At 66.9% G+C, this 23,134-nt stretch carries 28 protein-coding genes and 2 tRNA genes; 19 read left to right on the top strand and 11 right to left on the bottom strand.

Annotated features, from left to right (window positions below):
- Window positions 1-87: 87 nt before the first annotated feature.
- Genes C474_RS03785 through C474_RS03775 form a run of 3 tightly spaced genes read left to right on the top strand, consistent with a single transcriptional unit; the run spans window position 88 to window position 2,579 of the window.
- The gene (locus tag C474_RS03785; protein ID WP_008384092.1) at window positions 88-1,476 is read left to right on the top strand and encodes an ATP-binding protein; all 1,389 of its coding nucleotides are present in this window, start codon (window positions 88-90) and stop codon (window positions 1,474-1,476) included.
- A gap of 58 nt (window positions 1,477-1,534) precedes the next feature.
- Complete coding sequence (locus tag C474_RS03780) at window positions 1,535-2,359, top strand: MBL fold metallo-hydrolase (protein ID WP_008384090.1); 825 nt, start codon at window positions 1,535-1,537, stop codon at window positions 2,357-2,359.
- Window positions 2,360-2,366: 7 nt separating this feature from the next.
- Entirely contained in the window at window positions 2,367-2,579 is a 213-nt protein-coding gene (locus tag C474_RS03775) for a hypothetical protein (RefSeq protein WP_008384088.1), read from the top strand.
- Window positions 2,580-2,607: 28 nt separating this feature from the next.
- Here the strand turns inward: C474_RS03775 and C474_RS03770 are convergent, their stop codons facing one another.
- Window positions 2,608-3,591, bottom strand: coding sequence for a DUF5787 family protein (locus tag C474_RS03770; RefSeq protein ID WP_008384087.1), 984 nt, complete (start codon window positions 3,589-3,591; stop codon window positions 2,608-2,610).
- 105 nt (window positions 3,592-3,696) lie between these two features.
- On the opposite strand from C474_RS03770, the gene C474_RS03765 reads away from it, so the two are divergent.
- The 10 genes from C474_RS03765 (at window position 3,697) to C474_RS03720 (ending at window position 10,977) form a co-directional block, all read left to right on the top strand.
- Window positions 3,697-4,551 (top strand): DUF6517 family protein, encoded by an 855-nt coding sequence (locus C474_RS03765; RefSeq protein WP_008384085.1) that lies wholly within the window; start codon window positions 3,697-3,699, stop codon window positions 4,549-4,551.
- A 144-nt stretch (window positions 4,552-4,695) separates the two neighbouring features.
- Window positions 4,696-5,925 carry a translation initiation factor IF-2 subunit gamma gene (locus C474_RS03760; protein ID WP_008384083.1) on the top strand — a complete coding sequence of 410 codons (1,230 nt, stop codon included), beginning with the start codon at window positions 4,696-4,698 and terminating at the stop codon, window positions 5,923-5,925.
- Between the two features lie 65 nt (window positions 5,926-5,990).
- On the top strand, window positions 5,991-6,365 hold the full coding sequence (locus tag C474_RS03755; RefSeq protein WP_338035535.1) for a PIN domain-containing protein: 375 nt from the start codon (window positions 5,991-5,993) through the stop codon (window positions 6,363-6,365).
- Window positions 6,366-6,372: 7 nt separating this feature from the next.
- A complete protein-coding gene (locus C474_RS03750; protein ID WP_008384079.1) occupies window positions 6,373-6,951 on the top strand; it encodes a DNA-directed RNA polymerase in 579 nt (192 codons plus the stop codon).
- A complete protein-coding gene (spt4, locus tag C474_RS03745) occupies window positions 6,952-7,149 on the top strand; it encodes a transcription elongation factor subunit Spt4 (protein WP_008384077.1) in 198 nt (65 codons plus the stop codon).
- Window positions 7,150-7,155: 6 nt separating this feature from the next.
- On the top strand, window positions 7,156-7,689 hold the full coding sequence (locus C474_RS03740; RefSeq protein WP_008384074.1) for a GTP-dependent dephospho-CoA kinase family protein: 534 nt from the start codon (window positions 7,156-7,158) through the stop codon (window positions 7,687-7,689).
- Between the two features lie 165 nt (window positions 7,690-7,854).
- Window positions 7,855-8,172, top strand: coding sequence for a 30S ribosomal protein S24e (locus tag C474_RS03735; RefSeq protein ID WP_008384072.1), 318 nt, complete (start codon window positions 7,855-7,857; stop codon window positions 8,170-8,172).
- 31 nt (window positions 8,173-8,203) lie between these two features.
- Window positions 8,204-9,895 (top strand): bifunctional N(6)-L-threonylcarbamoyladenine synthase/serine/threonine protein kinase, encoded by a 1,692-nt coding sequence (locus tag C474_RS03730; protein ID WP_008384070.1) that lies wholly within the window; start codon window positions 8,204-8,206, stop codon window positions 9,893-9,895.
- Between the two features lie 89 nt (window positions 9,896-9,984).
- The gene (locus C474_RS03725) at window positions 9,985-10,272 is read left to right on the top strand and encodes a DUF5808 domain-containing protein (RefSeq protein ID WP_008384068.1); all 288 of its coding nucleotides are present in this window, start codon (window positions 9,985-9,987) and stop codon (window positions 10,270-10,272) included.
- 66 nt (window positions 10,273-10,338) lie between these two features.
- Window positions 10,339-10,977 carry a non-canonical purine NTP pyrophosphatase gene (locus tag C474_RS03720; protein ID WP_008384066.1) on the top strand — a complete coding sequence of 213 codons (639 nt, stop codon included), beginning with the start codon at window positions 10,339-10,341 and terminating at the stop codon, window positions 10,975-10,977.
- Between the two features lie 161 nt (window positions 10,978-11,138).
- Here the strand turns inward: C474_RS03720 and C474_RS03715 are convergent, their stop codons facing one another.
- The 3 genes from C474_RS03715 to C474_RS03705 form a co-directional block, all read right to left on the bottom strand.
- Window positions 11,139-11,621, bottom strand: coding sequence for a DUF7384 family protein (locus tag C474_RS03715; protein ID WP_008384064.1), 483 nt, complete (start codon window positions 11,619-11,621; stop codon window positions 11,139-11,141).
- 458 nt (window positions 11,622-12,079) lie between these two features.
- The gene (locus C474_RS03710; RefSeq protein ID WP_008384062.1) at window positions 12,080-12,754 is read right to left on the bottom strand and encodes a potassium channel family protein; all 675 of its coding nucleotides are present in this window, start codon (window positions 12,752-12,754) and stop codon (window positions 12,080-12,082) included.
- Window positions 12,755-12,843: 89 nt separating this feature from the next.
- Complete coding sequence (locus C474_RS03705) at window positions 12,844-13,482, bottom strand: hypothetical protein (protein ID WP_008384060.1); 639 nt, start codon at window positions 13,480-13,482, stop codon at window positions 12,844-12,846.
- 116 nt (window positions 13,483-13,598) lie between these two features.
- On the opposite strand from C474_RS03705, the gene C474_RS03700 reads away from it, so the two are divergent.
- Complete coding sequence (locus C474_RS03700) at window positions 13,599-14,222, top strand: metal-dependent hydrolase (protein ID WP_008384058.1); 624 nt, start codon at window positions 13,599-13,601, stop codon at window positions 14,220-14,222.
- A gap of 65 nt (window positions 14,223-14,287) precedes the next feature.
- Here C474_RS03700 and C474_RS03695 read toward each other — a convergent pair whose 3' ends face one another.
- Entirely contained in the window at window positions 14,288-15,145 is an 858-nt protein-coding gene (locus tag C474_RS03695) for an MBL fold metallo-hydrolase (RefSeq protein ID WP_008384056.1), read from the bottom strand.
- A gap of 174 nt (window positions 15,146-15,319) precedes the next feature.
- Here C474_RS03695 and C474_RS03690 point away from each other — a divergent pair, with 174 nt between their 5' ends.
- A complete protein-coding gene (locus tag C474_RS03690; RefSeq protein ID WP_008384053.1) occupies window positions 15,320-16,327 on the top strand; it encodes a tyrosine-type recombinase/integrase in 1,008 nt (335 codons plus the stop codon).
- A gap of 61 nt (window positions 16,328-16,388) precedes the next feature.
- Here C474_RS03690 and C474_RS21950 read toward each other — a convergent pair whose 3' ends face one another.
- Window positions 16,389-16,787 carry a hypothetical protein gene (locus C474_RS21950; RefSeq protein WP_152421587.1) on the bottom strand — a complete coding sequence of 133 codons (399 nt, stop codon included), beginning with the start codon at window positions 16,785-16,787 and terminating at the stop codon, window positions 16,389-16,391.
- Between the two features lie 435 nt (window positions 16,788-17,222).
- Here C474_RS21950 and C474_RS03685 point away from each other — a divergent pair, with 435 nt between their 5' ends.
- Both C474_RS03685 and C474_RS21945 read left to right on the top strand, forming a co-directional pair.
- Window positions 17,223-17,924, top strand: a complete 702-nt coding sequence (locus tag C474_RS03685; protein WP_008384051.1) for a hypothetical protein — start codon at window positions 17,223-17,225, stop codon at window positions 17,922-17,924.
- Window positions 17,925-18,025: 101 nt separating this feature from the next.
- Window positions 18,026-18,421 carry a hypothetical protein gene (locus C474_RS21945; RefSeq protein WP_152421586.1) on the top strand — a complete coding sequence of 132 codons (396 nt, stop codon included), beginning with the start codon at window positions 18,026-18,028 and terminating at the stop codon, window positions 18,419-18,421.
- A gap of 217 nt (window positions 18,422-18,638) precedes the next feature.
- On the opposite strand, the gene C474_RS03680 is transcribed toward C474_RS21945, so the two are convergent.
- Window positions 18,639-18,710: transfer RNA gene (locus C474_RS03680), tRNA-Thr, on the bottom strand.
- An 82-nt stretch (window positions 18,711-18,792) separates the two neighbouring features.
- Complete coding sequence (locus C474_RS03675; protein ID WP_008384048.1) at window positions 18,793-19,470, bottom strand: DUF7114 family protein; 678 nt, start codon at window positions 19,468-19,470, stop codon at window positions 18,793-18,795.
- Window positions 19,471-19,530: 60 nt separating this feature from the next.
- Here C474_RS03675 and C474_RS03670 point away from each other — a divergent pair, with 60 nt between their 5' ends.
- Window positions 19,531-20,244 carry an enoyl-CoA hydratase/isomerase family protein gene (locus tag C474_RS03670; protein WP_008384046.1) on the top strand — a complete coding sequence of 238 codons (714 nt, stop codon included), beginning with the start codon at window positions 19,531-19,533 and terminating at the stop codon, window positions 20,242-20,244.
- A 154-nt stretch (window positions 20,245-20,398) separates the two neighbouring features.
- Here the strand turns inward: C474_RS03670 and C474_RS03665 are convergent, their stop codons facing one another.
- Window positions 20,399-21,226, bottom strand: a complete 828-nt coding sequence (locus C474_RS03665) for an NAD+ synthase (protein WP_008384044.1) — start codon at window positions 21,224-21,226, stop codon at window positions 20,399-20,401.
- A 257-nt stretch (window positions 21,227-21,483) separates the two neighbouring features.
- Between C474_RS03665 and C474_RS03660 the strand changes: the two genes are divergently transcribed.
- Window positions 21,484-21,554 (top strand) — tRNA-Gly (locus tag C474_RS03660).
- 258 nt (window positions 21,555-21,812) lie between these two features.
- Here the strand turns inward: C474_RS03660 and C474_RS03655 are convergent.
- Both C474_RS03655 and C474_RS03650 read right to left on the bottom strand, forming a co-directional pair.
- Window positions 21,813-22,274, bottom strand: a complete 462-nt coding sequence (locus tag C474_RS03655) for a hypothetical protein (protein WP_008384043.1) — start codon at window positions 22,272-22,274, stop codon at window positions 21,813-21,815.
- Between the two features lie 66 nt (window positions 22,275-22,340).
- Window positions 22,341-23,087, bottom strand: a complete 747-nt coding sequence (locus tag C474_RS03650; RefSeq protein WP_008384042.1) for an Nmad3 family putative nucleotide modification protein — start codon at window positions 23,085-23,087, stop codon at window positions 22,341-22,343.
- Window positions 23,088-23,134 lie beyond the last annotated feature (47 nt).

Below are 23,134 nucleotides of genomic sequence, written 5' to 3'. Positions count from 1 at the left end.
TTTACTCGGCGTCCGAATCAGTGGCTCCCCCCGCGCCGTCGGCAGTATTCGACGGTCTTATGCCGTCCGGACGGTAACGTTGTTGGGATGAGTGACCCGGCTCTCGAGGTGGTCGAGTTCCTCCTCACGGCGAATCTGTACACCGAAAACCGTGAGTTAGATGAGAACGACCTCCCGCCGCGGTATCGCCGCGTCTTTTGGACGGATCCGCCGGACGACGACGACGAGGACGACAACGACGAGACGGCCCCTATCGGCATCGAACGCCCCCTGGTGGTGACCGACAACATCGCCCGCAAAGCGACCGGTGTCGAACGCCCGTGGGAGGCGGTCTCGGGCCTCATGTTCACCCAGCGTGAGGATTTCTCCGGACGCATCTCTCTCACGCAACCGGACATGGCGGTCGATTGGTTCCTCGAACGCGCCGACCACGAGCGGTTGTCGACGAACCCGACGGTCGCCGCCGCCGTCGAGGGCCGCGACGACGTCGACGTGACCCACGCGGAGGCGCGCGAACAGACACGCTCCATCCAGGCCGACCGGGTCTGGATCGACAGTCTCCTCGATCAGTACTTCGACGAGGAGGAGGACGCCGAGATGCTGGATCTCGTGCAGGTCCGCGCGCCCGAGGAGATAGAGATGACTCTCACGGACCTCGTACTGACGCAGGACCAGGAGGGGGAGATTCAAAAGCTGATGAAGGCCATCGAACACCGCGAGTATCTCGCGGACATCGGCCTCCGCGAGATAGGCAAGATACTGTTCGTCGGCCCACCGGGGACCGGGAAGACGACCGTCTCTCGCGCCCTCGCGCACGAACTCGGCCTCCCGTTCGTCGAGGTGAAACTCTCGATGATAACGAGCCAGTATCTCGGCGAGACCGCCAAGAACGTCGAGAAGACGTTCGAGGTGGCCAAACGGCTCTCCCCCTGTATCCTCTTCATCGACGAGTTCGACTCGGTGGCGAAGACCCGCCGGTCGGACGAGCACGCCGCCCTCAAGCGCGCCGTCAACACCCTCTTGAAGAGCATCGACGACATCTCGCTCATCCGCGACGAGGTCATCCTCATCGGGGCGACGAACCACCCCGACCAACTCGACGCGGCGGCGTGGCGGCGTTTCGACGAGATTGTCAACTTCCCCAAGCCGGACCGCCAGATGCGCTCGGACATCCTCCGCATCATCACCAAGCGGATGGACGTCGCGGAGTTCGACCCCGACTCCGTCGCCGAGAGGACGGAAGGACTCACCGGGTCCGACCTCCGGATGGTCCTCCGCGAGGCGGTCCTCGAAGCCCTCACCGAAGAGCGGATGTCGCTCACGCAGGAGGACATCCTCGACGCCGTGGAGGACTTCGAGGAGCGGGACAACCTCAAGAACATGGACATGATGTCCGACGGCGAGCAGTTGGTGGCGGGCGACGGCGGCGGCGAGAGCGGTGACGGACACTCCCACGACCACGCCCACGACGACTGAGGGTCGCGGCCTTCTCCTTCGACTACCCTTATCACCCCGCCGTCCCCTACACCCGACGATGCGCGTCACCCTCCTCGGAACGGGCGACACCACGGGCACGCCGACCGTCGGGTGCGACTGCGACACCTGTCGCGAGGCGCGCGCCCGCGGCGTCGAGCGGTCGCGCTTTTCGGTCCACGTCGAGAACACGCGGACCGGCGAGTCGCTGCTCGTCGACTTCAGCCCGGACTTCCGCCAGCAGTTCCTGACGCACGACGTTCCGCTCCCGGACGCGGGACTCGTGACGCACGTCCACTTCGACCACGTCGACGGCCTCGGGAACGCCTACCGGGTGTTCGACGACCTGTCGGTCAACGCGGCCGACGAGGTGGACCCGAAGACGGGACAGAGCGTCGCCGGGACCATCGCCGAGAAGTACGACTACCTCGACCGAATCACGGTGCGCGAGCGGACTCCCTTCGAGACGTTCCGGACGTGCGGTCTCGACGTGACGCTCGTACCGGTCGACCACCCGCCCCTCGTCTGCTACGGGCTGGCCGTCGAGGACCCCGAGACGGGCGCGAAGCTCTCGCTGTCGGGGGATACGAGCTACGGCGTCCCCGAGGAGTCCAAGGAGGTGCTCGCGAACTCCGACCTCTTTCTGGCGGACGCCATCGTCCCGGCGTCGCTCTGCGAGCACCACCCGCTCGGCGGCAAGCACCACGACGCCGAGGGCGTCCCGCGGACGTTCGGCACGAAGCACATGACGCGGGAGGGGGCGCTGGACCTCGCCGAGGACGTCGGCGCCGAGCGAACCCGACTCGTCCACACGGCTCACTTCTACCCGGTCGAAGAGGCGTTCGAGGAACCGCTGGCGCTCGACGGCGAGCGCTACGAGCTCTGAATCGACCGTGGAGACCCCGCCCGGCCTCCCGTACGCCGTCGGCAGCGCCGTCGTGGGCGGCGTCGTCTACGCGGCCGTCTCGGTCGCACTGACGGGTCGCGTCGACTTCGTCGGCGGCGCCATCTTCGTGCTCGTTCTCGGATTCGTCGTGACCGTCGGCCTCGTCTACACCGACCGGAGGGAGCGCGCGGACGAACGCGAAGAGGACGAGGAGAACTGACCGGGTCCGAGTCCGAACCCGACACCGCTCAGAGAAACCGGTCCAGCCCGCTCTGTCGGCGCGCGACGCCCGCGGGGTCCGCGACCCACGGCGTCCGGTCGTCCCGGAGCGCAGCGACGTCGACGGCGGGCGAGTCGCCCGCCTCGAACGCCGGGCAGTCGCCGCCGCAGTCGCGGGCGGGGTCGACAACGCGGCCGAAGTGCGTGCAGTAGGGGCGGCCGTCGTCGGTGGCCCGCGCGTCGGCGCACGGGGGGAACTCGTACGTCCGCCAACCCTTGCCGTAGGTCCGCTCGGCGACGCGGAGTCGGGCGCGGCGCTTTTCTTCTTCCGAGACGACTGCCACGTCGGTCCGAAGGGGGTGCTCGGCGACGAGTTCGACGCCCGGAGCGGTCGTCTCCAGCGGCGTCGCTTCGCGGACGACCGTTCGCTCGCCCGCTTCGGGGTCGAACCGCCAGACGCCGACGGCATCGGGGAGGCGGTTGAGGTGCGCGCGGGTGACGTAGCTCTCCGTGGCGAGCACCACCTCGTCGAACAGGCCGAGCGAGACGTCCGTGCGGAGTTGGCGTTCGAGGTCGCCGGGGACGTCCAAGTCGGGTTTGTTCTCGACGCCGACGAGCGACGCGAACCAGTCCTCGGGATAGCGCGTCGTCCGTCGGACGTACTCGCGGCCGCCGCGGACCTCCGAGTCGAAGAAACCCGCCTCGACGGCGGCGTCCACCGTCTCCCGCGCCGTCTCGCGGTGGCAGTCGAAGGCGTCGCGCCAGAACACCGCCTCGCCGACGCCCACGTCGCTGGTCACCACGCGGACCGGAATCGTCCGCGCGGAGACGGCCGCGCGGTCGTCGAACGCCGGGCCGGGGACGAGACCGCACACGTCGACGATGCGGCGGGCGGGCGCGGCGACGGCGGCGCCGAGTTGCCGGCCGAGCACCCAGTCGGTCGCCTCCTCGAGGTGCGAACAGAGGGCGAGTTCGAAGGCGAACTCCCGCGGTCGGTCGGGGTCGGCGTGCACGTACGGGACTGTGGACGCGGAGCGGCAAAAAGCGACTCGCACGTCGTATATCAAATCAGATAATTCGCGGGAAGATACTTTAACGAACGGGGGCGAGAGGCGGCTATGGACGGGGACACAAAATCGGGTATCGAGACGAACGGATCGAACGGACCGAACGGACGGGAGGGGGCGACTCACCGACGGCGCGCGTTCCTCGGCCTCGCGGCCGCGGCGGGAACCGCGGCCCTCGCCGGATGTAGCGGCGCGTCGGGAACCGTCAGCGCGGCGCGGCGGCCGCCGGTCGTGCCGGAGCAGCGACTCTCCGAGGGCGGATGGGAGCAGGCGGACGACGTGACGCAGGACCCGGCGTTCGAGCAGGATGCCGGGCCGGTGACGGTGACGGCGTCGACGCGAACGCTCCTCTACGAGGACGCCGAACTGCGCACCGAGATAGCCGAGAAGACGCTCGGGCAGGCGTCCGGTCAGTTCGCCACGTTCTTCGCCTCGCGGGTGACGTTCGACCCCGACCTGACGAGTCTGCCCGCCGGCGCGGGCCGGAAGGAACTGCTCGGTCAGGTGGAGTCGCAGTCGCGGGCGCAGTTCGAGGCGCGCCTGAAGGAGGCCGGCCTCGGGCCGGTCGAACAGGTCGACACGGGGACGTTCGAGGTGGCCTCGGGCGCCTCGGCCCGCCTGACGGAGTACGAGGCGGCGTACGCCTTCGAGGGCTTCAGCGTCGACGTCGGCGCGGAGCCGATAACCATCGAGGGCGGCGAGATACCCGTCGCGGGCCACCTCGCGGCGTGGATAGCGAGCGACTCGGTGCTCGTCGCCGGCGGCGCCTACCCGGCGGCGAACTTCGCGCGCGAGGTGACGGAGTCGCCCTCGGCGGCCATCGACCTCAGCGTGGACATCGACCTCGGGTTGACGCCCGACGCGTACCGAGAGGAACTGTTCGGCCTGATGCGCCGCGTCGAGTAACGTCGGGCGGGGGACGCTGACGGGACGAATCGCGCGTTAATGCGTGTCTCGGTGGCACGCGACGCACTCGAACGGCACGAGAACAGCAACTTTATCAGTCGTTCGGGGCGAAACTTCCCCAAGATTACTCTCAGGAGGTCAATGGTGACACAAAATCCACAGCAACCGGAGGTGAACATCGGACTCGTCGGTCACGTCGACCACGGAAAGACGACGCTCGTGCAGGCGTTGTCGGGGTCGTGGACCGACCAGCACTCCGAGGAGATGAAACGCGGCATCTCCATCCGCCTCGGTTACGCAGACGCGACGTTCCGACAGATTCCCGGCATCGATCCGCCGGAGTGCTACACCGTCGAGGAGACGGACGAAGACGGCGAGGAGACCGACGTTCTCAGAACCGTATCGTTCGTCGACGCGCCCGGCCACGAGACGCTCATGGCGACGATGCTCTCGGGCGCGGCCATCATGGACGGTGCCGTCCTCGTCGTTTCCGCGACCGAGGAGGTCCCGCAGGCGCAGACCGAAGAGCACCTGATGGCGCTCGATATCATCGGCATCGACAACATCGTGGTCGCCCAGAACAAGGTCGACCTCGTCGACCGCGACCGCGCGGTCGAGAACTACGAACAGATCCAGGAGTTCGTGAAGGGCACGGTCGCCGAGGACGCCCCCATCGTCCCCATCAGCGCCCAGCAGGAGGTCAACATCGACCTCCTCATCGACGCCATCGAGCGCGAGATTCCGACGCCCGAGCGCGACGAGACGGAGGCCGCGCGGATGTTCACCGCGCGGTCGTTCGACATCAACCGACCCGGCACGACGTGGGAGGATCTCTCCGGCGGCGTCATCGGCGGGTCGGTCGTCGAAGGGAAACTCTCGCAGGGCGAGGAGATCGAACTCCGCCCCGGCCGCGAGGTCGACGAAGGCGGACAGACCGAGTGGCGACCCATCACGACCGAAATCCGCTCGCTGCAGGCCGGCGGGCAGATGACCGACGAGGTGCGACCCGGCGGCCTCTGCGGCGTCGGGACCGGTCTCGACCCGAGCCTGACGAAAGGTGACGCCCTCGCCGGACAGGTCGCGGGCGAACCCGAGACGCTACCGCCGACGCGCGAGGAGTTCACGATGGACGTGGAACTGCTCGAACGGGTCGTCGGCGAGGACGAGGAGACCATCGACGAGATATCGACGGGCGAGCCGCTGATGCTCACCGTCGGCACGGCGACCACCGTCGGCGCGGTGACGAGTGCGCGCTCGGGCGAGGCCGAAGTCTCGCTGAAGCGCCCCGTTTGCGCCGCCGAGGGTGCGAAGATAGCCATCAACCGCCGCGTCGGCGCTCGATGGCGCCTCATCGGTATCGGGACCCTCAAGTGACGACGGAGACACGACACCGGACGGACTCGGAGACGAACCCGGGCGCAGAGCGGGCAGCGACGACGGTGCTGCTCGACACGAACGCGCTGATGATGCCCGTGGAACTCGACGTCCGGGTGTTCGAGGAACTCGACCGACTGCTGGCCGCGAACGCCGACCTCGTGGTCCCGGAACCCGTCGTGAGGGAGTTGGAGAAACTCTCCGCGGGGGGCGGGACCGAGGCCGTCGCGGCGAGCGTCGGGTCGGACCTCGCCGCCGACCGATGTCGTGTCGTCGACGCCGAGGAGACGTACGCTGACGACGCCGTGGTGGAACTCGCAGAGCGCGGGGTCGACTACGTCGTCACGAACGACAGACCCCTTCGCGACCGACTGCTCGAACGCAGCGTACGGGTAATCGGTATAAGGGGGCGCAACAAACTGGACATAACAGAGCCTTAGCACTACGATGTACAAACGGGTACGACTCAAAGACACAGTGGAGGTTCCGCCGGAGCATCTCGCTGACGTGACCCCCTTACGGGTCAGGCGACTCCTGCAGGACAAGCTGGAAGGACGGATGGACGAAGAAGTCGGGAGCGTCGTGAGCGTCGTCGACGTACACGACATCGGCGAAGGGACGGTGCTGCCCGGACGGGCAGGCGTCTACTACGAGGCGGAGTTCGACGCCCTCACCTTCGACCCCGACATGCAGGAGGTCATCGACGGGCAGGTCGTCGAGGTGGTGGAGTTCGGCGCCTTCGTCGGCATCGGACCCGTCGACGGTCTGCTGCACGTCTCGCAGATATCCGACGAATACCTCGCCTACGACGGCGAGAACCAGCAGCTCGCCTCGACGGAGTCGAACCGAACGCTCGGCGTCGGCGACTCCGTGCGGGTGCGCGTCGTCACGAAGAGCATCGACGAGCGCAACCCGCGCGACTCGAAGATCGGACTCACGGCGAAACAGCCCGGTCTCGGCAAACACGGCTGGCTCGAGGCCGACCGCCAGACCACCGAGGCGACGACGGAAGCGGAGGGTCAGTAGATGGCCAAGCCGCGTCTCGCCTGCCGCGAGTGCCACTACATCAACATGCCCGACTCGCAAGCGTGTGAGAACTGCGGCTCGTCGAGCCTTACGGAGGACTGGGCCGGCTACGTCGTCATCACGCACCCCGAGACGAGCGAGATAGCGACCGAGATGAACGTGGACGAGGCCGGCGGCTACGCGCTGAAGGTTCGCTGACGGGCGATGCTCGAACTTCCGGCGGACCTCAGAGGCGAGTTCAAAGAGCCGTTCGGCCCCCTCCACACCGACGTCGAGCGACTGCTCGACGCGGCGGACGCCGAGGCGCCCCTCGTCGCCGTCGGCGACGTGGTCACCTACCACCTCCGCGAGTTCGGCCGCGCGCCGGACGTGGCCGTCGTCGACGGCCTGACGAAGCGGAGCGCCGTCGCAGAGGAGATACGGCGCGCGCTGTCGGACCCCGAGTCGCGCCGCGACGTGAGCAACCCGGCCGGCGAGATAACCGAGGCGCTGGTCGTCGCCGTCCGCGACGCGTTGGACGAGACGGGTCCCGTCACCGTCGTCGTCGACGGCGAGGAGGACTTGGCGACGCTGCCGGCGGTGCTCTCGGCGCCCGTCGGCGCGAGCGTCGTCTACGGCCAACCCGACGAGGGCATGGTGTTGGTCGAGGTGACCGCTGAGTCGAAGGCCGAGATGCGGTCGCTGCTGCGGCGGATGAACGGCGACGCCGACGCGCTCATCGCGCTGGCGGAAGGGTGAGTCGCGGGCGCGGGAGACGGGCGTCGAGAGCGGACTGACGCCGATACCACCGACGCTTCTCGCGAACGGGTCGACGGCCGAGAGCGGTGCAAACGTCTCCGTACCGGTATCTCGGCCCTTCGAAATCCTTTTACTCCTTTCGAGAGGATTCTAGCCCAACTGACTATGGAAATCGAAGTCATCTCCGAAGAGGAAAATCCCATGTTGCACCGGACGGACGTTCGGTTCGAGGTCACCCACGAGGACGCCACCCCCTCCCGTCTGTCGGTCCGCGACAGCCTCGCGGCGAAACTGAACAAAGACTCCGACGAAGTCGTCATCCACGCGCTGAACACGAAGTTCGGCATGCGGAAGACGGCCGGCTACGCGAAGGTGTACACCTCGCCGGAGTTCGCCCGCGACGTCGAGCAGGACTACATGCTCGACCGGAACAAGATCGAAGCGGACGAGGGCGACGCCGAAGCGGAAGCCGAAGAGGCCTGATTCGGCCGCCCCGAACGCGAACGTATTCTCAATGCGCATCGTAGGTATCGAAGGCACCGCCTGGGCCGCCAGCGCCGCGCTCTTCGACTCGGAGACCGGAGAGGTGTTCATCGAGTCCGACCCGTACGAACCCGACAGCGGCGGCATCCACCCGCGCGAGGCGGCCGAGCACATGGGCGACGCGATTCCGGAGGTGGTCTCGACGGTGCTCGAACGCGCCGCGGAGACGAACGACGGCGACGGCGCGGGCGTAGACGGCGTGGCGTTCTCGCGCGGCCCCGGACTCGGCCCCTGCCTCCGCATCGTCGGCACGGCCGCGCGCGCCCTCGCGCAGACGCTCGACGTTCCCCTCCTCGGCGTCAACCACATGGTCGCACACCTCGAAATCGGCCGCCACGGCTCGGGGTTCGACTCGCCGGTCTGTCTGAACGCCTCGGGCGCGAACGCCCACCTACTCGGCTACCACAACGGCCGCTACCGCGTCCTCGGGGAGACGATGGACACCGGCGTCGGCAACGCCATCGACAAGTTCACCCGCCACGTCGGGTGGACCCACCCCGGCGGTCCGAAAGTCGAGGAGGCGGCCGCCGAGGGCGACTACCACGACCTGCCGTACGTCGTGAAGGGGATGGACTTCTCCTTCTCGGGCATCATGTCCGCCGCGAAGGACGCCTACGACGACGGCGTCCCCGTCGAGGACGTCTGCCGCGGCCTGCAGGAGACGATATTCGCCATGCTGACCGAAGTCGCCGAGCGAGCGCTGTCGCTGACGGGGACGGACGAACTCGTCTTGGGCGGCGGCGTCGGACAGAACGCGCGCCTGCGGGAGATGCTCGCGGAGATGTGCGAGCAACGGGGCGCGGAGTTCTACGCGCCCGAACCGCGCTTTCTCCGCGACAACGCGGGGATGATAGCCGTCCTCGGCGCGCGGATGCTGGCCGCCGGCGACACGCTCTCGGTCCCGGAGTCGGCCGTCGACCCGAACTTCCGGCCGGACCGGGTGCCGGTGACGTGGCGCGACGACGAGGAGTCCGTCGCCCGCGACCCGGCGACGGCGAATCCGTCGGCGACCGGAGCCACGGCGCCCGGCGGAAGCGAGGTGCGCGGCGCCGAGGCGACGGTGACGTTCGAGGCCGACAGCGTCGTCAAGCGGCGCGTCCCGAAGACGTACCGGCACCCCGAACTGGACGACCGGCTCCGGACGGAGCGGACCCGGGCGGAGGCGCGCCTGACGAGTCTCGCGCGCCGGGCGGGCGTCCCCACGCCCGTCGTCCGCGACGTGGACCCGACCGAGGGCACCATCGTGTTCCAGTACGTCGGCGAGTCGGACCTCGCGGAGGCGCTGACGGCCGAGCGCTGCCGGACGATGGGCGAACATCTCGCGGCCGTCCACGGGGCGGGGTTCGTCCACGGCGACCCGACGACGCGGAACGTCCGCGTCGACGGCGACCGGGTGTACCTCCTCGACTTCGGACTCGGCTACCACACCGGCCACGTCGAGGACCACGCGATGGACTTGCACGTCTTCGAACAGAGCGTCGAGGGGACCGCCGACGAACCGGAACCGCTGTGTCGGGCGTTCGAGGCGGGCTACGCGTCCGTCGCGCGCGGAGACGACGGCGACGTCGATGGGCGACGGTCGGCCCATCGGACGCAGTCCGGCGACGACGAGGACGCCCTCACGCGCCTCCGACAGGTCGAGGGGCGCGGTCGGTACCAATAGAGGGTCGGGCCCGCGAGTAGAATCGCACGGCGCGAACGCACTCCGTTCGGACCAAAACGATTTATCCGGCGCGGCTGTACCGAACTCACATGGCAGACAAGCCGCAAAAAGGCGAGATTCTGGGCGTGCCGTACAACTTCGAGCGTCCGTCGCTCGGTCGGATGCTGTCGTCGTACTGGAAGCCCGGGCAGAAGATGCTCGTGAAGAAGCCGTTCGGCGTCGGCTACACGCTGAACCTCGCGAACTGGCGGTCGTGGATCGTCGTCGCCGTCGTCGCCGTCCTCCTCTGGCAGGAGCGGAGTTCCTCCGCGCCCGGTTCGGACCTCGAAGACGACGACGACGAGGACGACGGCCCCGTCGAAGTCATCGTCGACTGAACGCGAGACAGTCGGAACGACCGACACCGACGCATCTTTCTCCGAACCGCCGCGACTCCCCGGTAGATGCTTCGATACGTCACGACGAACCCGGGGAAGGTGCGGGAGGCGCTACAGTATCTCGAGGGACCCGTCGAGCAGTTGGACTACGACTACACCGAGGTGCAGGCGGCGGAACTCGGGCCCATCGCGGCCCACGGCGCGCGCGAGGCGTACCGCCACGCGGGCGAACCGGTGCTCGTCGACGACGCCGGCCTGTTCATCGACGGCTTCGGGGGCTTTCCCGGTCCATACTCCTCGTACGCGGAGGACACCCTCGGCGTCGAGGCGGTGCACCGACTGGCCGACCGCGAACTCGACGACCCGCGCCGCGCGGCGTTTCGCTGCGTCCTCGCGTACTGCGACGGCGGGGGGTTCGAGGCGAGTCCGGACCCCGTCGACCGAGACGACCGGACGGCCGCCGCCGCGCGCGGCGCCAAACGGGGCGAAGAGGAGACGGAGACGCTGCCGGTGAAACTGTTCGCGGGGACCGTCCGCGGGCGCATCGTCCCGCCGCGCGGCGACGGCGGATTCGGTTACGACCCCGTCTTCGAACACGAGGGGACGACGTTCGCGGAGATGGACTCCGAGGAGAAGAACGCGGTGTCGCATCGGGGACGAGCGCTGGCGAAGTTCGGGGAGTGGTTTGCCGAGCGAACGGAGTGAGCGAGGCAAACCTCGATAGACGAGCGATGCGAGTCTATCGGCGGTCCGAGCGGGAGCGCAGCGAGCGTTCGGAGTCAGTCGAACGCCTCGCATTCGACGATAGTTCCGTAAGCGAGTCCCGAGATCGACGCGGCTGATACCGCCTCCAGCGAACGCGAGTGCTACGCCCGCGGGTCGCGGTCGGGGCCCTCGTACTCGCCGCCGACGACTTCCTCGTACAGGCTGGCCGCGTCGAACAGCGAGGCGAACGCCTTCGGTTCGCGGACGCTGACCGGGAAGCGGGTGCCGAGTTCGGCCGCCGCGCGGGCGGAGGTGAGGCGGTCGTCGAACGAGAGGACGTGCATCGCGCCGCCGCGGTAGGCGGAGGCGAGGGCGGGGTGGTCGCCGTCGGGATGCTCGACCGGTTCGCGCCACGCCGCGACGCGGTCGCGCCAGTCGGCCGCGAGGTCGGCGTCGGCGAGGTCGGCAACGACGGCCTGGGCGTCGTCTAAGAGCGGGTCGCTCGCGACCAGCGTCGTCCAGGAGTGCTCGCGGAGGCGGTCGAGCGCCTCGCGCGCGTTGCCGCCGACGAGGAGGTCCGCGGCTAACACGTCCGCGTCGGCGACGACGCGGGCCGGTGAAGGGTCGGGGGTCGGGTCAGTCATCGCCCTCGCGCCGCGAACCGAGCGTCTCCCGTATCGCCTCCTCCTCGACGCCGTACGTCGCCGCGCGTTCGAACAGCGCGTCCCACGTCTCCATGAAGTCGAGTTGCGGCGACGCGCACAGAAGTGTGACGGTCGGGGGACGCGGACCGACGCGAGAGGTCCGCGGCGGTCGGGGACGGCAGTCGGAGCGAAGTGATTCTCGCGGCAGCGCGGCGTCTCCCGTCCGTCTGACGCGGATTTAAGTTTCGGGACGAGCACCCTCCGGCGGGCGCGCCACCGCGGCGTCCGCACGTCTGCTCCCTCGACCGCGCGATACCGCGCGGTCGGACGGACATCTACTGCGGACACCGACGGCTGACGGCCTCAGTTCCCATCCCCCCACTCGCGCGCCCGACTCACCGCCGTCGGTCGGCACTCCGACGGTGGGCGCGGCGTCGCACCCCCGTGGCGCCGCGCGTCTACACGTTCCCCTTTCTCTCTTCACCCAAGAGGACGCGCCGGACGTCTTCGAACTGGTCGCGGTCCGCGACGAGGGCGAGTCTGTCGCCCGCCTTGACGGTCGTCCCCGGCAGCGGGATGGTCATCGGCTCTCTGGACCTGCCGTGCGCGTAGATGCGTCCGTCGGCGCCGAGGTCGATGTCCGCGACCTTTCGGCCGACGACGGGTGACCCCTCGGGGACGACGAGCATCGAGAGGCGCAACTGCTCGGTCAACTCGCCGATGGCGTTGAAGTCGCCGCCGAGGAGCGCCGTCTTCGCGCCGGCCGCGCCGAGGCGTTCGGGGTAGACCACGTCGTCCACGTCGTCGGCGTAGCGTTCGTATATCTCCTGCCGGTAGTCCTCGCTGACGCGCATGACCGCCCGACAGCCGAACTCCTTGCCGATCATGCAGGCCGCGAAGTTGACGTTCGGGTCGCCGGTCAGTCCGCCGACGGCGTCGGCGTCCTCCACGCCCGCGCGACGGAGGACGGCCTCGTTGCTCCCGTCGCCCTCGATGACCTCGAACCCGGCCTCTTCGGCCCGTTCGACCTTCCGTTCGTCGTTATCGACCACCGTCACGTCGTGGCCTTCCTCTCGCAATACGAGCGCGGTCCGCGCGCCGACACGACCGTACCCCACGATAACAACCTTCATACACGTACTTGACGGCGGCGGAGGATAAAAGCGTAGACCCGACGGGAGGTGCGACGGGAGACGCGTCAGGAGACGACCGCGGGAGGACGCTACTGAGGGCGTTCGGTCCGGGCGTCCTCCAGACGCTGGTGGAGGGCGTCGACGACGCCCGACAGCGTCTTCGTCCCGAACAGGGCGACGATGAGGGCGCCGACGGTGTCGAACACCAAGTCGACGATGGTGTCCGAGAGGCCGTACTGGACGAGGACGGCCTCGATGCCGAAGTAGTCGGCCGCGAGGCGGGTGAAGAACTCCAGCACCTCCCAGAGGACGCCGACGGCGAGCGTGAACGTCAGGATGAAGACGAACAGGAACCGGTGCGGGAGGTAGACGGCGTCGCTGTACTCGTCGACGGCGCGCGTCGCCGCGTAGCCCACGGCGGCGACAAGCATCGCCGACAGCGTGTGCGTGAGGTGGTCGTACCACCACAGGTCGTCGTACAGACCCAGCATGCCGAGGGCGTGAAGCAGGACGGCGGCCGTCACCCACAGCGTGAGCGACGGGGAGAGGCGGATACCCCAGTCCCGACTCAGAAACGCCGGGAGGTAGGTGATGGCCAGTGCGCCCGCGGCGTTGATGACGATGCTGGCGTTCAGCGTAGCGAGGCCGACGCCGAGGATACCCGCGATGGCCAGTCGCATCCCTCCCGCGGCCAGCGAACCGACGTTCGGCGGAAGTCGCCACCTCATGCCCCGTCCTTCGCGAGGGGTGCCGATAAACCTCGCTTTACGTCGATAGCCGCTCACTCGGCGTGCTAACACGGGACGCGAAACTGTTTTTCCGTCCTTCGGCATAGGTCAGTCCAATGATGGCTACCACGCACGCCCTCGCCGGGGTCGTGCTCGCGGTCGTCGTCGCCGCAGTGTTCCCCGAGAGCGCCGCCGGCACGACGCCGATTCCCGTACTCGCCGCCGCGCTCGGCGGGCTGTTTCCCGATTTCGACCTCTACGCGGGGCACCGCAAGACGCTACACTTTCCGGTCTACTTCAGCGCCCTCGCCGCGCCCGCACTGCTCGTCGCGGCGTTCGCGCCGACGACGCTGACGCTGTCGGTGGCGCTCTTTCTCGCCGCCGCGGCGCTACACTCGGTGATGGACGCCTTCGGCGGCGGCCTCGAACTCAAGCCGTGGCTCGGCACCTCGGAGCGCGCCGTCTACAGCCACTACCACAAGCGCTGGATTCCCCCGCGCCGGTGGATCCGCTACGACGGCGCCCCCGAGGACCTGCTGGCGGCGACGCTGTTCGCCCTGCCGGCGATATACGCCTTCGACGGCCCCATCCAGACGGGCGTCTACGTCGCCCTCGGCGTCTCGGCCGTCTACGTGCTGCTCAGAAAGCCGATGGTCGTCGTCGCCCAGACGACGGTGGACGCGATGCCCGAGGACGTGGTCGAACGGATGCCCGAACGGTTCGTCGAGGACTTTCGGTAGACGGGTGGCGTGCCGGCGGTTCGGTTTTTCCTCTCGGGAGTTCGGTTTCGAGAGCGCGTCTCTCTTCAGTCGGACGCCTCGAACCGATAGGTGTCCCCGCGGTCCACGTACGCCACTCTGTCTTCCAGACCCGCCGCCTCGACGGCCTCTTTGAAATCGGACAGCGGCGACCGGAACACCTCGTAGTCGTCGTAGTGGATGGGGACGTTCTCGTCGGCGTCGAACAGTTCGACGGCCTCGACGCCCTGTTCGGCGTCCATCGTCAGGAGGACGCCAAGGATTTCGGTCCCGCCCAGGTGCAACAGCGCGAGGTCGATGTCCGGGAACCGCTCGGGAATCTCCTCCAACTCGTCGTACATCACCGTGTCGCCCGAGACGAACAGGCGAAAGGAGGGTCCCTCGCCCGCCCCCGCCGGGCGAAATTCGAGCACGCTGCCCATGACGGGCGGGAGGGCCTTCTCGACCACCCGCGGGCCGTGTCGGCCTGGCGTCGACGTGACGTCGAGTTCCGCCTCGCCCTTCCGGACGGTCACCTCCTCCCAGGTGTCCATGGCGTACGTCTTGCGGAACCCCTTCTCCGCGAGTTCCTTGGACGCGTGCTCGGTGGTCACGATGGCGAGGTCCTTGTCCAATTTCTCCTCGACGATTCGGTCGAAGTGGTCGCCGTGGTAGTGCGACAGCAGGACGAAATCGAGGTCCTCCGGCAGGTCCTCGATGTCGATGGCTGGGTCGGTCTTGCGTTCCGAGCGGATGCCGTAGCCGAGGTGGACGTGGTCGCCGCTGTGCAGGAAGTTCGGGTCCGTGAGGATTGTGAATCCGGCGTAGCGGACGATGACGGTGGCCGTCCCGACGAAGAAGATGGAACCGCTTTCGGTCTCTTGTGGTTCCGATTCGGATTCGGGGAGTTCGAGGGTCTGGCTCACTTCTCGTGGTTGCGTTCGAGGAGGGTTAGTGGTGGTACTTGCTTATTCAACGGAAAGCCAAAAACGGGGAAAAAAGAATACGGCCGGGATTTGAATCCGGGGTCTCGTCCACCGGGCGTTTCACGCCCTGTGTACCCGGACGACCCGTTTACGCAGGCTGTACCCAGACAGCCTATGAGCCTGAAACCAACGCCGCCGCACGAAGCCAAGAACCGATTCCTCAACGACAAGAAGCCGGGCGTCACCCGGAAGACGCTCAAGAACTACCGCACGTCCCTGCGCCAGTTCTGCGACTGGCTGGACGACCAGCAACTCACGAACCTGAACGACCTCGACAGCGAACTCATCCAGCGGTACAAGGAGTTCCGGCTGTCCAAGGTCAAGGTCATCACGGCACGGCAGGATATGATGACCATCAAGCAGTTCATCGAGTTCTGCGAACACATCACGGCTGTCCCGCGCGGGATGGCGGATATGGTTCGGATTCCCTCTGTCAGCGAGAACGACGAAATCTGTGACGACCTCCTCACGCGGGACGAAGCCTCCGAGTTGTTGGACTTTCTCGGGAAGTACGAATACGCCAGCAACCGGCACGTCACTCTGCTACTGCTCTGGAAGACCGGGATGCGTCTTAGCGGTCTTCGGGCGCTTGACCTCGGAGACTTTGACGAAGGCCGTCCGGCGCTGGAACTCCGCCACCGACCCACAGAGGGGACGCCGCTCAAGAACAAGGAACGGAGCGAGCGGGACGTGCTGATAACCCCAGAGGTGGCCGACGTCGTCCGCGACTACATCGATATGAACCGGAAGGACGTCACCGACGACCACGCCAGAGAGCCGCTCCTGACGTCCAAGAGTGGGCGCATCGTGGAGACGACCATTCAGCGGTACGTCTACACGGCGACTCGTCCCTGCTACTACAACGGCGGGAACTGCCCGTTCGACCGGGAACCCGAGACCTGCGAGGCTATGTCGTGGAATGGCTCGTGTAAGTGTCCCGGCTCGGTCAGCCCCCACGCCCTACGTCGGGGCTATGTCACGGCGGCGCGGAACGCGGGACAGCCTAAGGACGTGACTGGGGAGCGAGTCAATATGAGCGGGAAGGTGCTGGATAAGCACTACGACAAGGGTTCAAGCGCCGAGAAGGCGGAACGACGGCGAGACTACGTCAAGGACATTTAGGCCCGTATCCCCCTTCACCCCGTTAGCAAAGGGGGAATCTGAACAGCGGCCCGATATGTGTTCAGGCACAGGCGTTTCGTATGTTCTCTGTGATTGTCGTGACGGAAACGGTGGAATCAGTCACTTGATAGACCACGTTCGTTTTCAGACCGTCAACCGCCCCGCTGGAACCGCTCTCACAACTGTATTCATACGAATACGGCATTTTCACCCGAACTTCGACGCCCGAACTGTTGCTGTTCACGACGGTTGCGTTGGGTTCGGCGTAGGTACCGACGCTACTGCTGGTGACGTAACTCGCGTTCTCCAACGCTTGGGTTACACGAGTTTCTTCAGCGCTGAGCGCTTGTTCTCTCGCTTCTTCCTCGGTAACGTCAGGGCCGGTGCTACCAATCCCTGCACAGCCGGCAAAAGTGACCAGCAGGGCAAGTAGCAACAGGGAACCAATTCGTGACTTCACGGGCCACACAACTAAGAGAGTCATTAAGTGTTTTCTGATGGCTAAAGACTATGAACACTACAAGGCGGATTTCGCTCAGTTCACCTACCCAACGCCCGACTACCCGCAATCCTTCATAGGCAAAGGACTGCGCTCAACCGAGTCGAACCCAGCGGGAACGCCGGGCCGGTTATTACACCACTCTGGAAGGGGGCTTCCTGACCTACGTTACCTGCCTCGCGGTGATGGGAATTTCTTCGGGCGCGTAAGGGCTTCTCGGCGTGCTATATGCGGCGGGAAGGCGTTATTCGTCCGGAGAGACGGTGTTGGTTCGGCGTCCAGATGCCCGGCTCCGGTTGCCTACTTCAGCAGGGCTATATCCGCTGACGCAGTCGGGAGGGGGGAACTACCGAGAGAACGGTGCTGAGCGGCGCGTCCCGGTGGCCCCGGAGTACTATGTCCATAGCAACCACAGACACAGCGACGCATCTCGTCAAGACCGACACCCGCAGAGAGACCAGAATCGGCTACGAGGGTTGGTCGGAAGCGAACGACTACTTCCGAGCGGACTATCTCTACCTTCGGAAGGGGGCTTACTGGAAGTATCAGGACGAGGTCGATGCCGGGAAACGGAACGGGCCGAAGTGGTACAACGGCTCGTACTACACCTACGTCGAGAACCGAAACCTCATCGAACACTACGCCGCTCGCCTCGAACTGAGCCGGATTCAGCGGGAACGCGCTGTCTCCTTCTTTCTCTCCCAAGACCTCCGCAAGTGGGGTATCGACAAGCGGTTCGTAGCGTGGGCCATCTGTACGTACCTCGTCCACTCTGACGAGAGAGATATTCGACAGACTCACCCTGCCTGTGGTGAGGCGAACGCGGAAATTTCGTTCCGAGAACTCGCAGACGGACTTGGCCTGACGGAGCGCCAGCGGCACCGACTCTATGGCAAGGTACAGAACCGGTTTGCACGGAGCCGGTGGGGGGAGGGGTATATAAACCGTCCAGTATTATCTATGGTGGAGAAGGAGGACGAAGAGGAACTGGTGGTAGGGACGTTGACACCCCCCGAATACGACGACCCAGAAGCCTCAGACGGCTTCGAGGGTTCGGACGTATTGGATGCCCAAGTATCCCTTCAGGAGGCCATCTGAGCCACGGAGCGTCCTATTCGGGATTGACGGCGCGTTCCCGCAGGATTGGGCTACCGAACACGAGACAGGCTTATGTCCGCTACCCACCGAGAGCGACCCCAATGATTGAACCCATCCCCCATCGGTGGCGGTCGGTTCGGGCCACCGTGGGAGACACCGTCAAGATACCCATTGACGCCGATAGCGTGAGCCTCCTTCCCGCAGAATATGACTCCGACGAAGTGACCGTATCCTTCTTCGTATCAGATGTGACCGGCGAGTTCGACACCGAACCCGAGATGGAATCCCGACCGATAGAGGTAGAGACGATAGGCAAAGGCGAGACCTCTCTAAACGCCTTCTGTTATCACCCTACTATCGTTCCCGCTCCCGATGGCGAGTCTGCAAGAGTCTACTTCTTGGGTCAACTACAGAGGAACAATTCACGTTGTGGTGACGTTTTCCGTCCGATTCAGCGATTCCGACAAACCGACCCTATAGGGAATGCGCCACAGTAATAACCAAAAGTAATATCTTGCTATGAGATTCGGTCACACCGGCTCATTCTCTGAAACCACCGCACGCAGACGGGTGACTGCGCTCACGGGTGTCCTTTCCCGGCACCGTTTGCCGGTGAAACGTGCCGGAAAACGGGTGGCCTTCCTGCCGCTAATAGGCGATAAACTTATGCTAGAAGGGCGCTGTCTGCCAATTACAGTCTGCGCCGCAGGCGCAAGCCTAGGCCGGGATTTGAACCCGGGCTCTCGTCCTTACCAAGGACGCGCTTTACCGCTAAGCTACCCAGGCACGCATACAGTCGTTGTCCGGATTCGTCTTTAGGCGTTTCGATTCGACCCGCCTACGTCACGGAGTTCCACGCGACCGAGAGTCACCGGTCCGCCGACGACGGCACCCGGTCGTCCGTGGTGCTGGTGACCGACAGCGACGCGATTCGCTCGGTGGTGGCATCGGAGAACGCCGTCGTCGCGGGCGGGAGGGTCTCCTCGGCGTCGCACTCGCGGGCGAGTTCGGCGGCGTATTCGAGCAGTGCGGGCGGGGCGTCGCCGCCGACGGCCGTCGTCCCGGCGACGACGGCGAGGGTGAAGATGTCCGCTTCGAGGTTCCGGTCGGCGGTATTGGCGGCGTCCTGCTTCCGGCGGAGCGTCTGATCGCGGCCGAACGCGCGGACCACCTCGACGGCGCGGTCGGCGGCGTCGGTCCGAGCGAGCACGTAGAATCCCCGGGAGACCAGCACGTCGGCGGCGACCACGTCCAAGTCGCCGGTGATGTCCCCGTCGTCGCCGCTGAGCCACGGTTCCTCGTGCGCTAAGGTGCGCGTGAGTCGGAGGCCCTCGTAGATGAGTTGGACGCCCGCGGCGCGTTCGGCGAGGCCATCGGCGTCGGCGTCCGCGCCGGGTTCGAGCGCACGGGCGCTCAGAATCGTCAGCGCACCCGGCGTCATCGAGGCGTCGGCGAGGCGGTCGAACAACACCTCACGGAGGCGGTCTGGCTCGATATCGTCGAGCGCCTCACGCGCGGCATTGCGGGCCCGCACGGCGTCGTCCATTAGCCGAGAGTTACGGCGGGAAGGGCAAAGACCTTTGGAAAACGCGCAGGAGGGACGCCTATGATTCGAACGACGGCGGACGGACCGGTTCGCGTCGTGACGGTCGACCGACCCGAGCGACGGAACGCGCTTCGGCCCGCGGACCTCGACGAACTGGCGGCGGCCGTGGCGGGCGCGGACCCCGAGGCGACGCCGGTGGTCTACCTCCGCGGGGCGGGCGGGCATTTCTCGGCCGGCGCGGACCTCGACAGCGTGGCGACCCTCGAGGCCCCTGAGGCGTTCGCCCGCCGCGGCCAACGGGTCGCGACGGCCATCGCCGACGCGCCGGCCGTCGTCGTCGCCGGAATCGACGGCGCGGCCCGCGGCGGGGGCGTCGAACTCGCCCTCGCCTGCGACGTGCGCGTCGCCACCCCGCGGGCGACGTTCGCGGAACCGGGCGTCCGCTTCGGCCTGTTCGGCGCGTGGGGCGGCACCGTCCGCCTCCCCCGAATCGTCGGCGAGGGCGAGGCGCTGGACTTCGCGCTCTCGGGCCGCGCCGTGGACGCGGAGGAAGCCCGGCGGATGGGACTCGTCTCCCGCGTCGTCGACGACCCGCGGTCCGTCGCCGACGAGATAGCCGGGAACCGCCCGGACGCGCTCAGAGCGATAAAGGAACGCCTGCGCGACGACGCGGACGACGAGACGCGCGAACGGGCCGAGGCCGAGGCGTTCGCTCGACTACACGGGCGATACGTCGACGACATCCGGGAGACGAGAGAGGGCGGGCGAGAATGAAAGAGAACTGAGTGGGTAGTCGGTCGAGAAACAATCGCTCGAAGCCGTCCCGGACCGCGAGCGAGAGACGACGGGGGATTCGCGCCGTGTGACGGCACGTTCGCGTCCGGTGCGGGTCGTCGCCGTGTCCGGGAGGCGCGGGAGGCGCGCCCGCTCAGATGTCGAGCGGTTCCGGCGCGGGCGGCATGTGCCGTTTGTGCTCGCTTCTCTCGTACAGTTCGACGACCCTGTCGACCTGGTCGTCGGTCACGCCGAGGTGGTCGACGGTGGCCGACTTCGAGAGCGGTCCGTCGACGTGCATCGCGAGGATGGCGTCGAGCGTGTCGTAATCCAGCCCCATCTCGCTCTCGTCGCTGTGGCCTTCCCACATCTCCGCGGACGGCGTCTTCATCACGAGGTCCTCGTCGACGCCCATCGCGGCGGCCAACTGCCGCACCTGCTGTTTGTAGAGGTTGCCGATGGGGTTGCAGTCGACCGCCTGATCGCCGTACTTCGTGAAGTAGCCCGTCAACCCCTCGGAGCGGTTGCCAGTCCCGAGGACGACCTTGTCCTCGGCGTTGGCGACGAAGTAGTTCAGCACGCCGCGCGTTCGGACGTAGACGTTTCCGGCGGCGAGTCGGTCGTCGGCCGCTTCGGGGAACGCGTCGAAGAAGGCCTCAGCGATGGGCTGAATCTCGACCACGTCGTACTCGATACCCAGGTCCTCGGCGACGCGTTCGGCGTCGCTCATGTTTTGATCCGTGTTCACCTCGCTCGGCATCACCACCCCGTGAACGTTCTTCCGGCTGAGGGCGTCGACGGCGAGGTGGGCGACGGTCGTGCTGTCGATGCCGCCGGAGAGGCCGAGAACGGCGCCCTCGGCGCCGGCGTCGTCCACGATGCTCCGGAGGAATTCGAGGATGTGGTCGCGCGTGGTCTCCAGTTCGTCCGGCGAGAGGCGGAGGTCCAACGGAGCAGTGTCGCTCAGCACGGTGGTTTCCATAATCAGGCGAGGCTACCACCTCGGAGAACTAATAAACACCCGTCGACGGAGTTCCGTGGACGCGCGTTCAGTTTCCGGTCCCGCGGCGGGACGGAGGTCGGTGAAACGCTACGTTGAAGTGTGACCGGAGAACTATCTACAGTTGCGCGCCGATGCGTCACCGAACGCAGTGAGGTGATGCACGGAGCGAACGAAGTGAGCGCCGATGGTCAAGCGAGCGAAGCGAGGTTGACCCCGAAGCGCGAGTGAAACGAAGCGCGCCGATGGTCCAATGGTAGGACATTAGCTTCCCAAGCTAATAGTCCGGGTTCAATTCCCGGTCGGCGCACTCCCCCCGCTTGTCGCATCTTCTGAACGGAATCGGACGAGGAGCCGAAGGCTCCGAGTCTACTGGAGCGAAGAGATGCGGGCCGAGGGAATCGAATCAGGGAGCGAGCGAAGCGAGCTACTGGGGTTCAATTTCCGACGGACTCGCCTCGGTCCTCCGTCGACGTTTCGGTCACTCGCTCCGCTCGTTTCCGAAACTCCCGGTCGGCGCACTCCCTCCGGTCGTCGCATTACTCCCGGACGCTCCCACCCCGAGTCGCTACTCGGTGGTCGTCTCCGTCCGGCACACCGCCGGTTGCTGTTCGGTCCACAGGCCGAGGCCGTCGTCCTCGATGCGCACCTCCAACCCGTAGCAGTCGGAGTCGGTGCTCGCGGTGTCGAACGTCGTCCACTCCTCGCCGTCGTCGAGGCGGAAGTACAGCGTGTACGCGCCGCCGTCGTCGACCCACGGCCCCTCCACCGGAAGCGGCGAGGAGGCGCTGGTAGCCCGGCCGAGGTCGTACGACGACCAGAACGCCACCTCCTCCTCCCGTTCGGCCATGACGTGCACCGTGTGGTCCGTCGCGTCCTCGTTCACGACGCGGACGTACCCCATGCTCTTCCGGGCCGCGGCCCGTTCGTTTCGCGCGTTCGTCCCCCCGCACCCCGCGATGGCCGCCGCGCCCGCCGCGGTGGCGGCGAGGAGGCGACGGCGCGAGAGCGGGGACTCCCATCCATCCATGACGGGGACTCCCCGCCGGAGGACAAAAGCATTCGCTTTGGAGAATGTTTACTATCTAGACACTATTCAGTCGAGATACGGTCCGAACTCCCTCGACTCGACCAGTTCGAGGAGCGTCGCCGTCGCCTCGGCGTCGAAGCGGAGGACGCGCCGCCACCACGGGCCCTTCCCGGAGTCGTTCGAGAGGTCGGTGACGATGCGGTTGGCCTCGGCCCCTGCTTCGGGCGAGGAGAAGGGGACGACGCGGTCAAACAGCCCCGAGCGGTCGGTGCCCGCGACCAACACCTCGGCGTCGAACGTCTCCCGCTTGACGTGCGCGTTGTTGGCGAAGCGGGCGCGCTCCGACTCGGGGAGCGACTCGTACTCCTCGGGGGTGAGCGCGAGGTCCACCTCGAAGCCGCCGATGACGTACGCGCCCCACTCCGGCGCGAGGTAGTCCGCGGCGTCCGTCGCGTCGGCGGCGTCGGACGGGTCCGCATGGAAATCCAGCGTGGCGTAGAAGAACAGCCAATCGCCCGCGTCGAGGCGGGAGAGCGGACCGGCCTTCACCCCATGCTCGTCGCCGTAGGTGTGGCGCTCGCAGTGGGGGTAGCCCGCGAACTCCGGGTCGAGGTGGACGCGGGCGTCGCGGACCGACTCGGGGAGTTCGACGGGCGGGTCGAGGTTCGCGTACGTCGGCACCGACGCGTCCGGGCGCGTCGGTTCTCGCTCGGGAATGGGCACGTACGCGAACGTCCCGTCGGGGTAGACGGGGCCGCGGACGCCCGGGAGCGTGCCGTTGGCAGCGACGTTGATGGCGACGGCTCTGGTCACGAGCGTTTCGGCGCGCCCCGAACGGATAAGCGCGTCTCGTTGGTCGC

The organism is Halogeometricum pallidum JCM 14848 (genome assembly GCF_000337095.1).
GTDB lineage: Archaea > Halobacteriota > Halobacteria > Halobacteriales > Haloferacaceae > Halogeometricum > Halogeometricum pallidum.
This window is presented reverse-complemented; position numbering and strand designations above follow the sequence as displayed.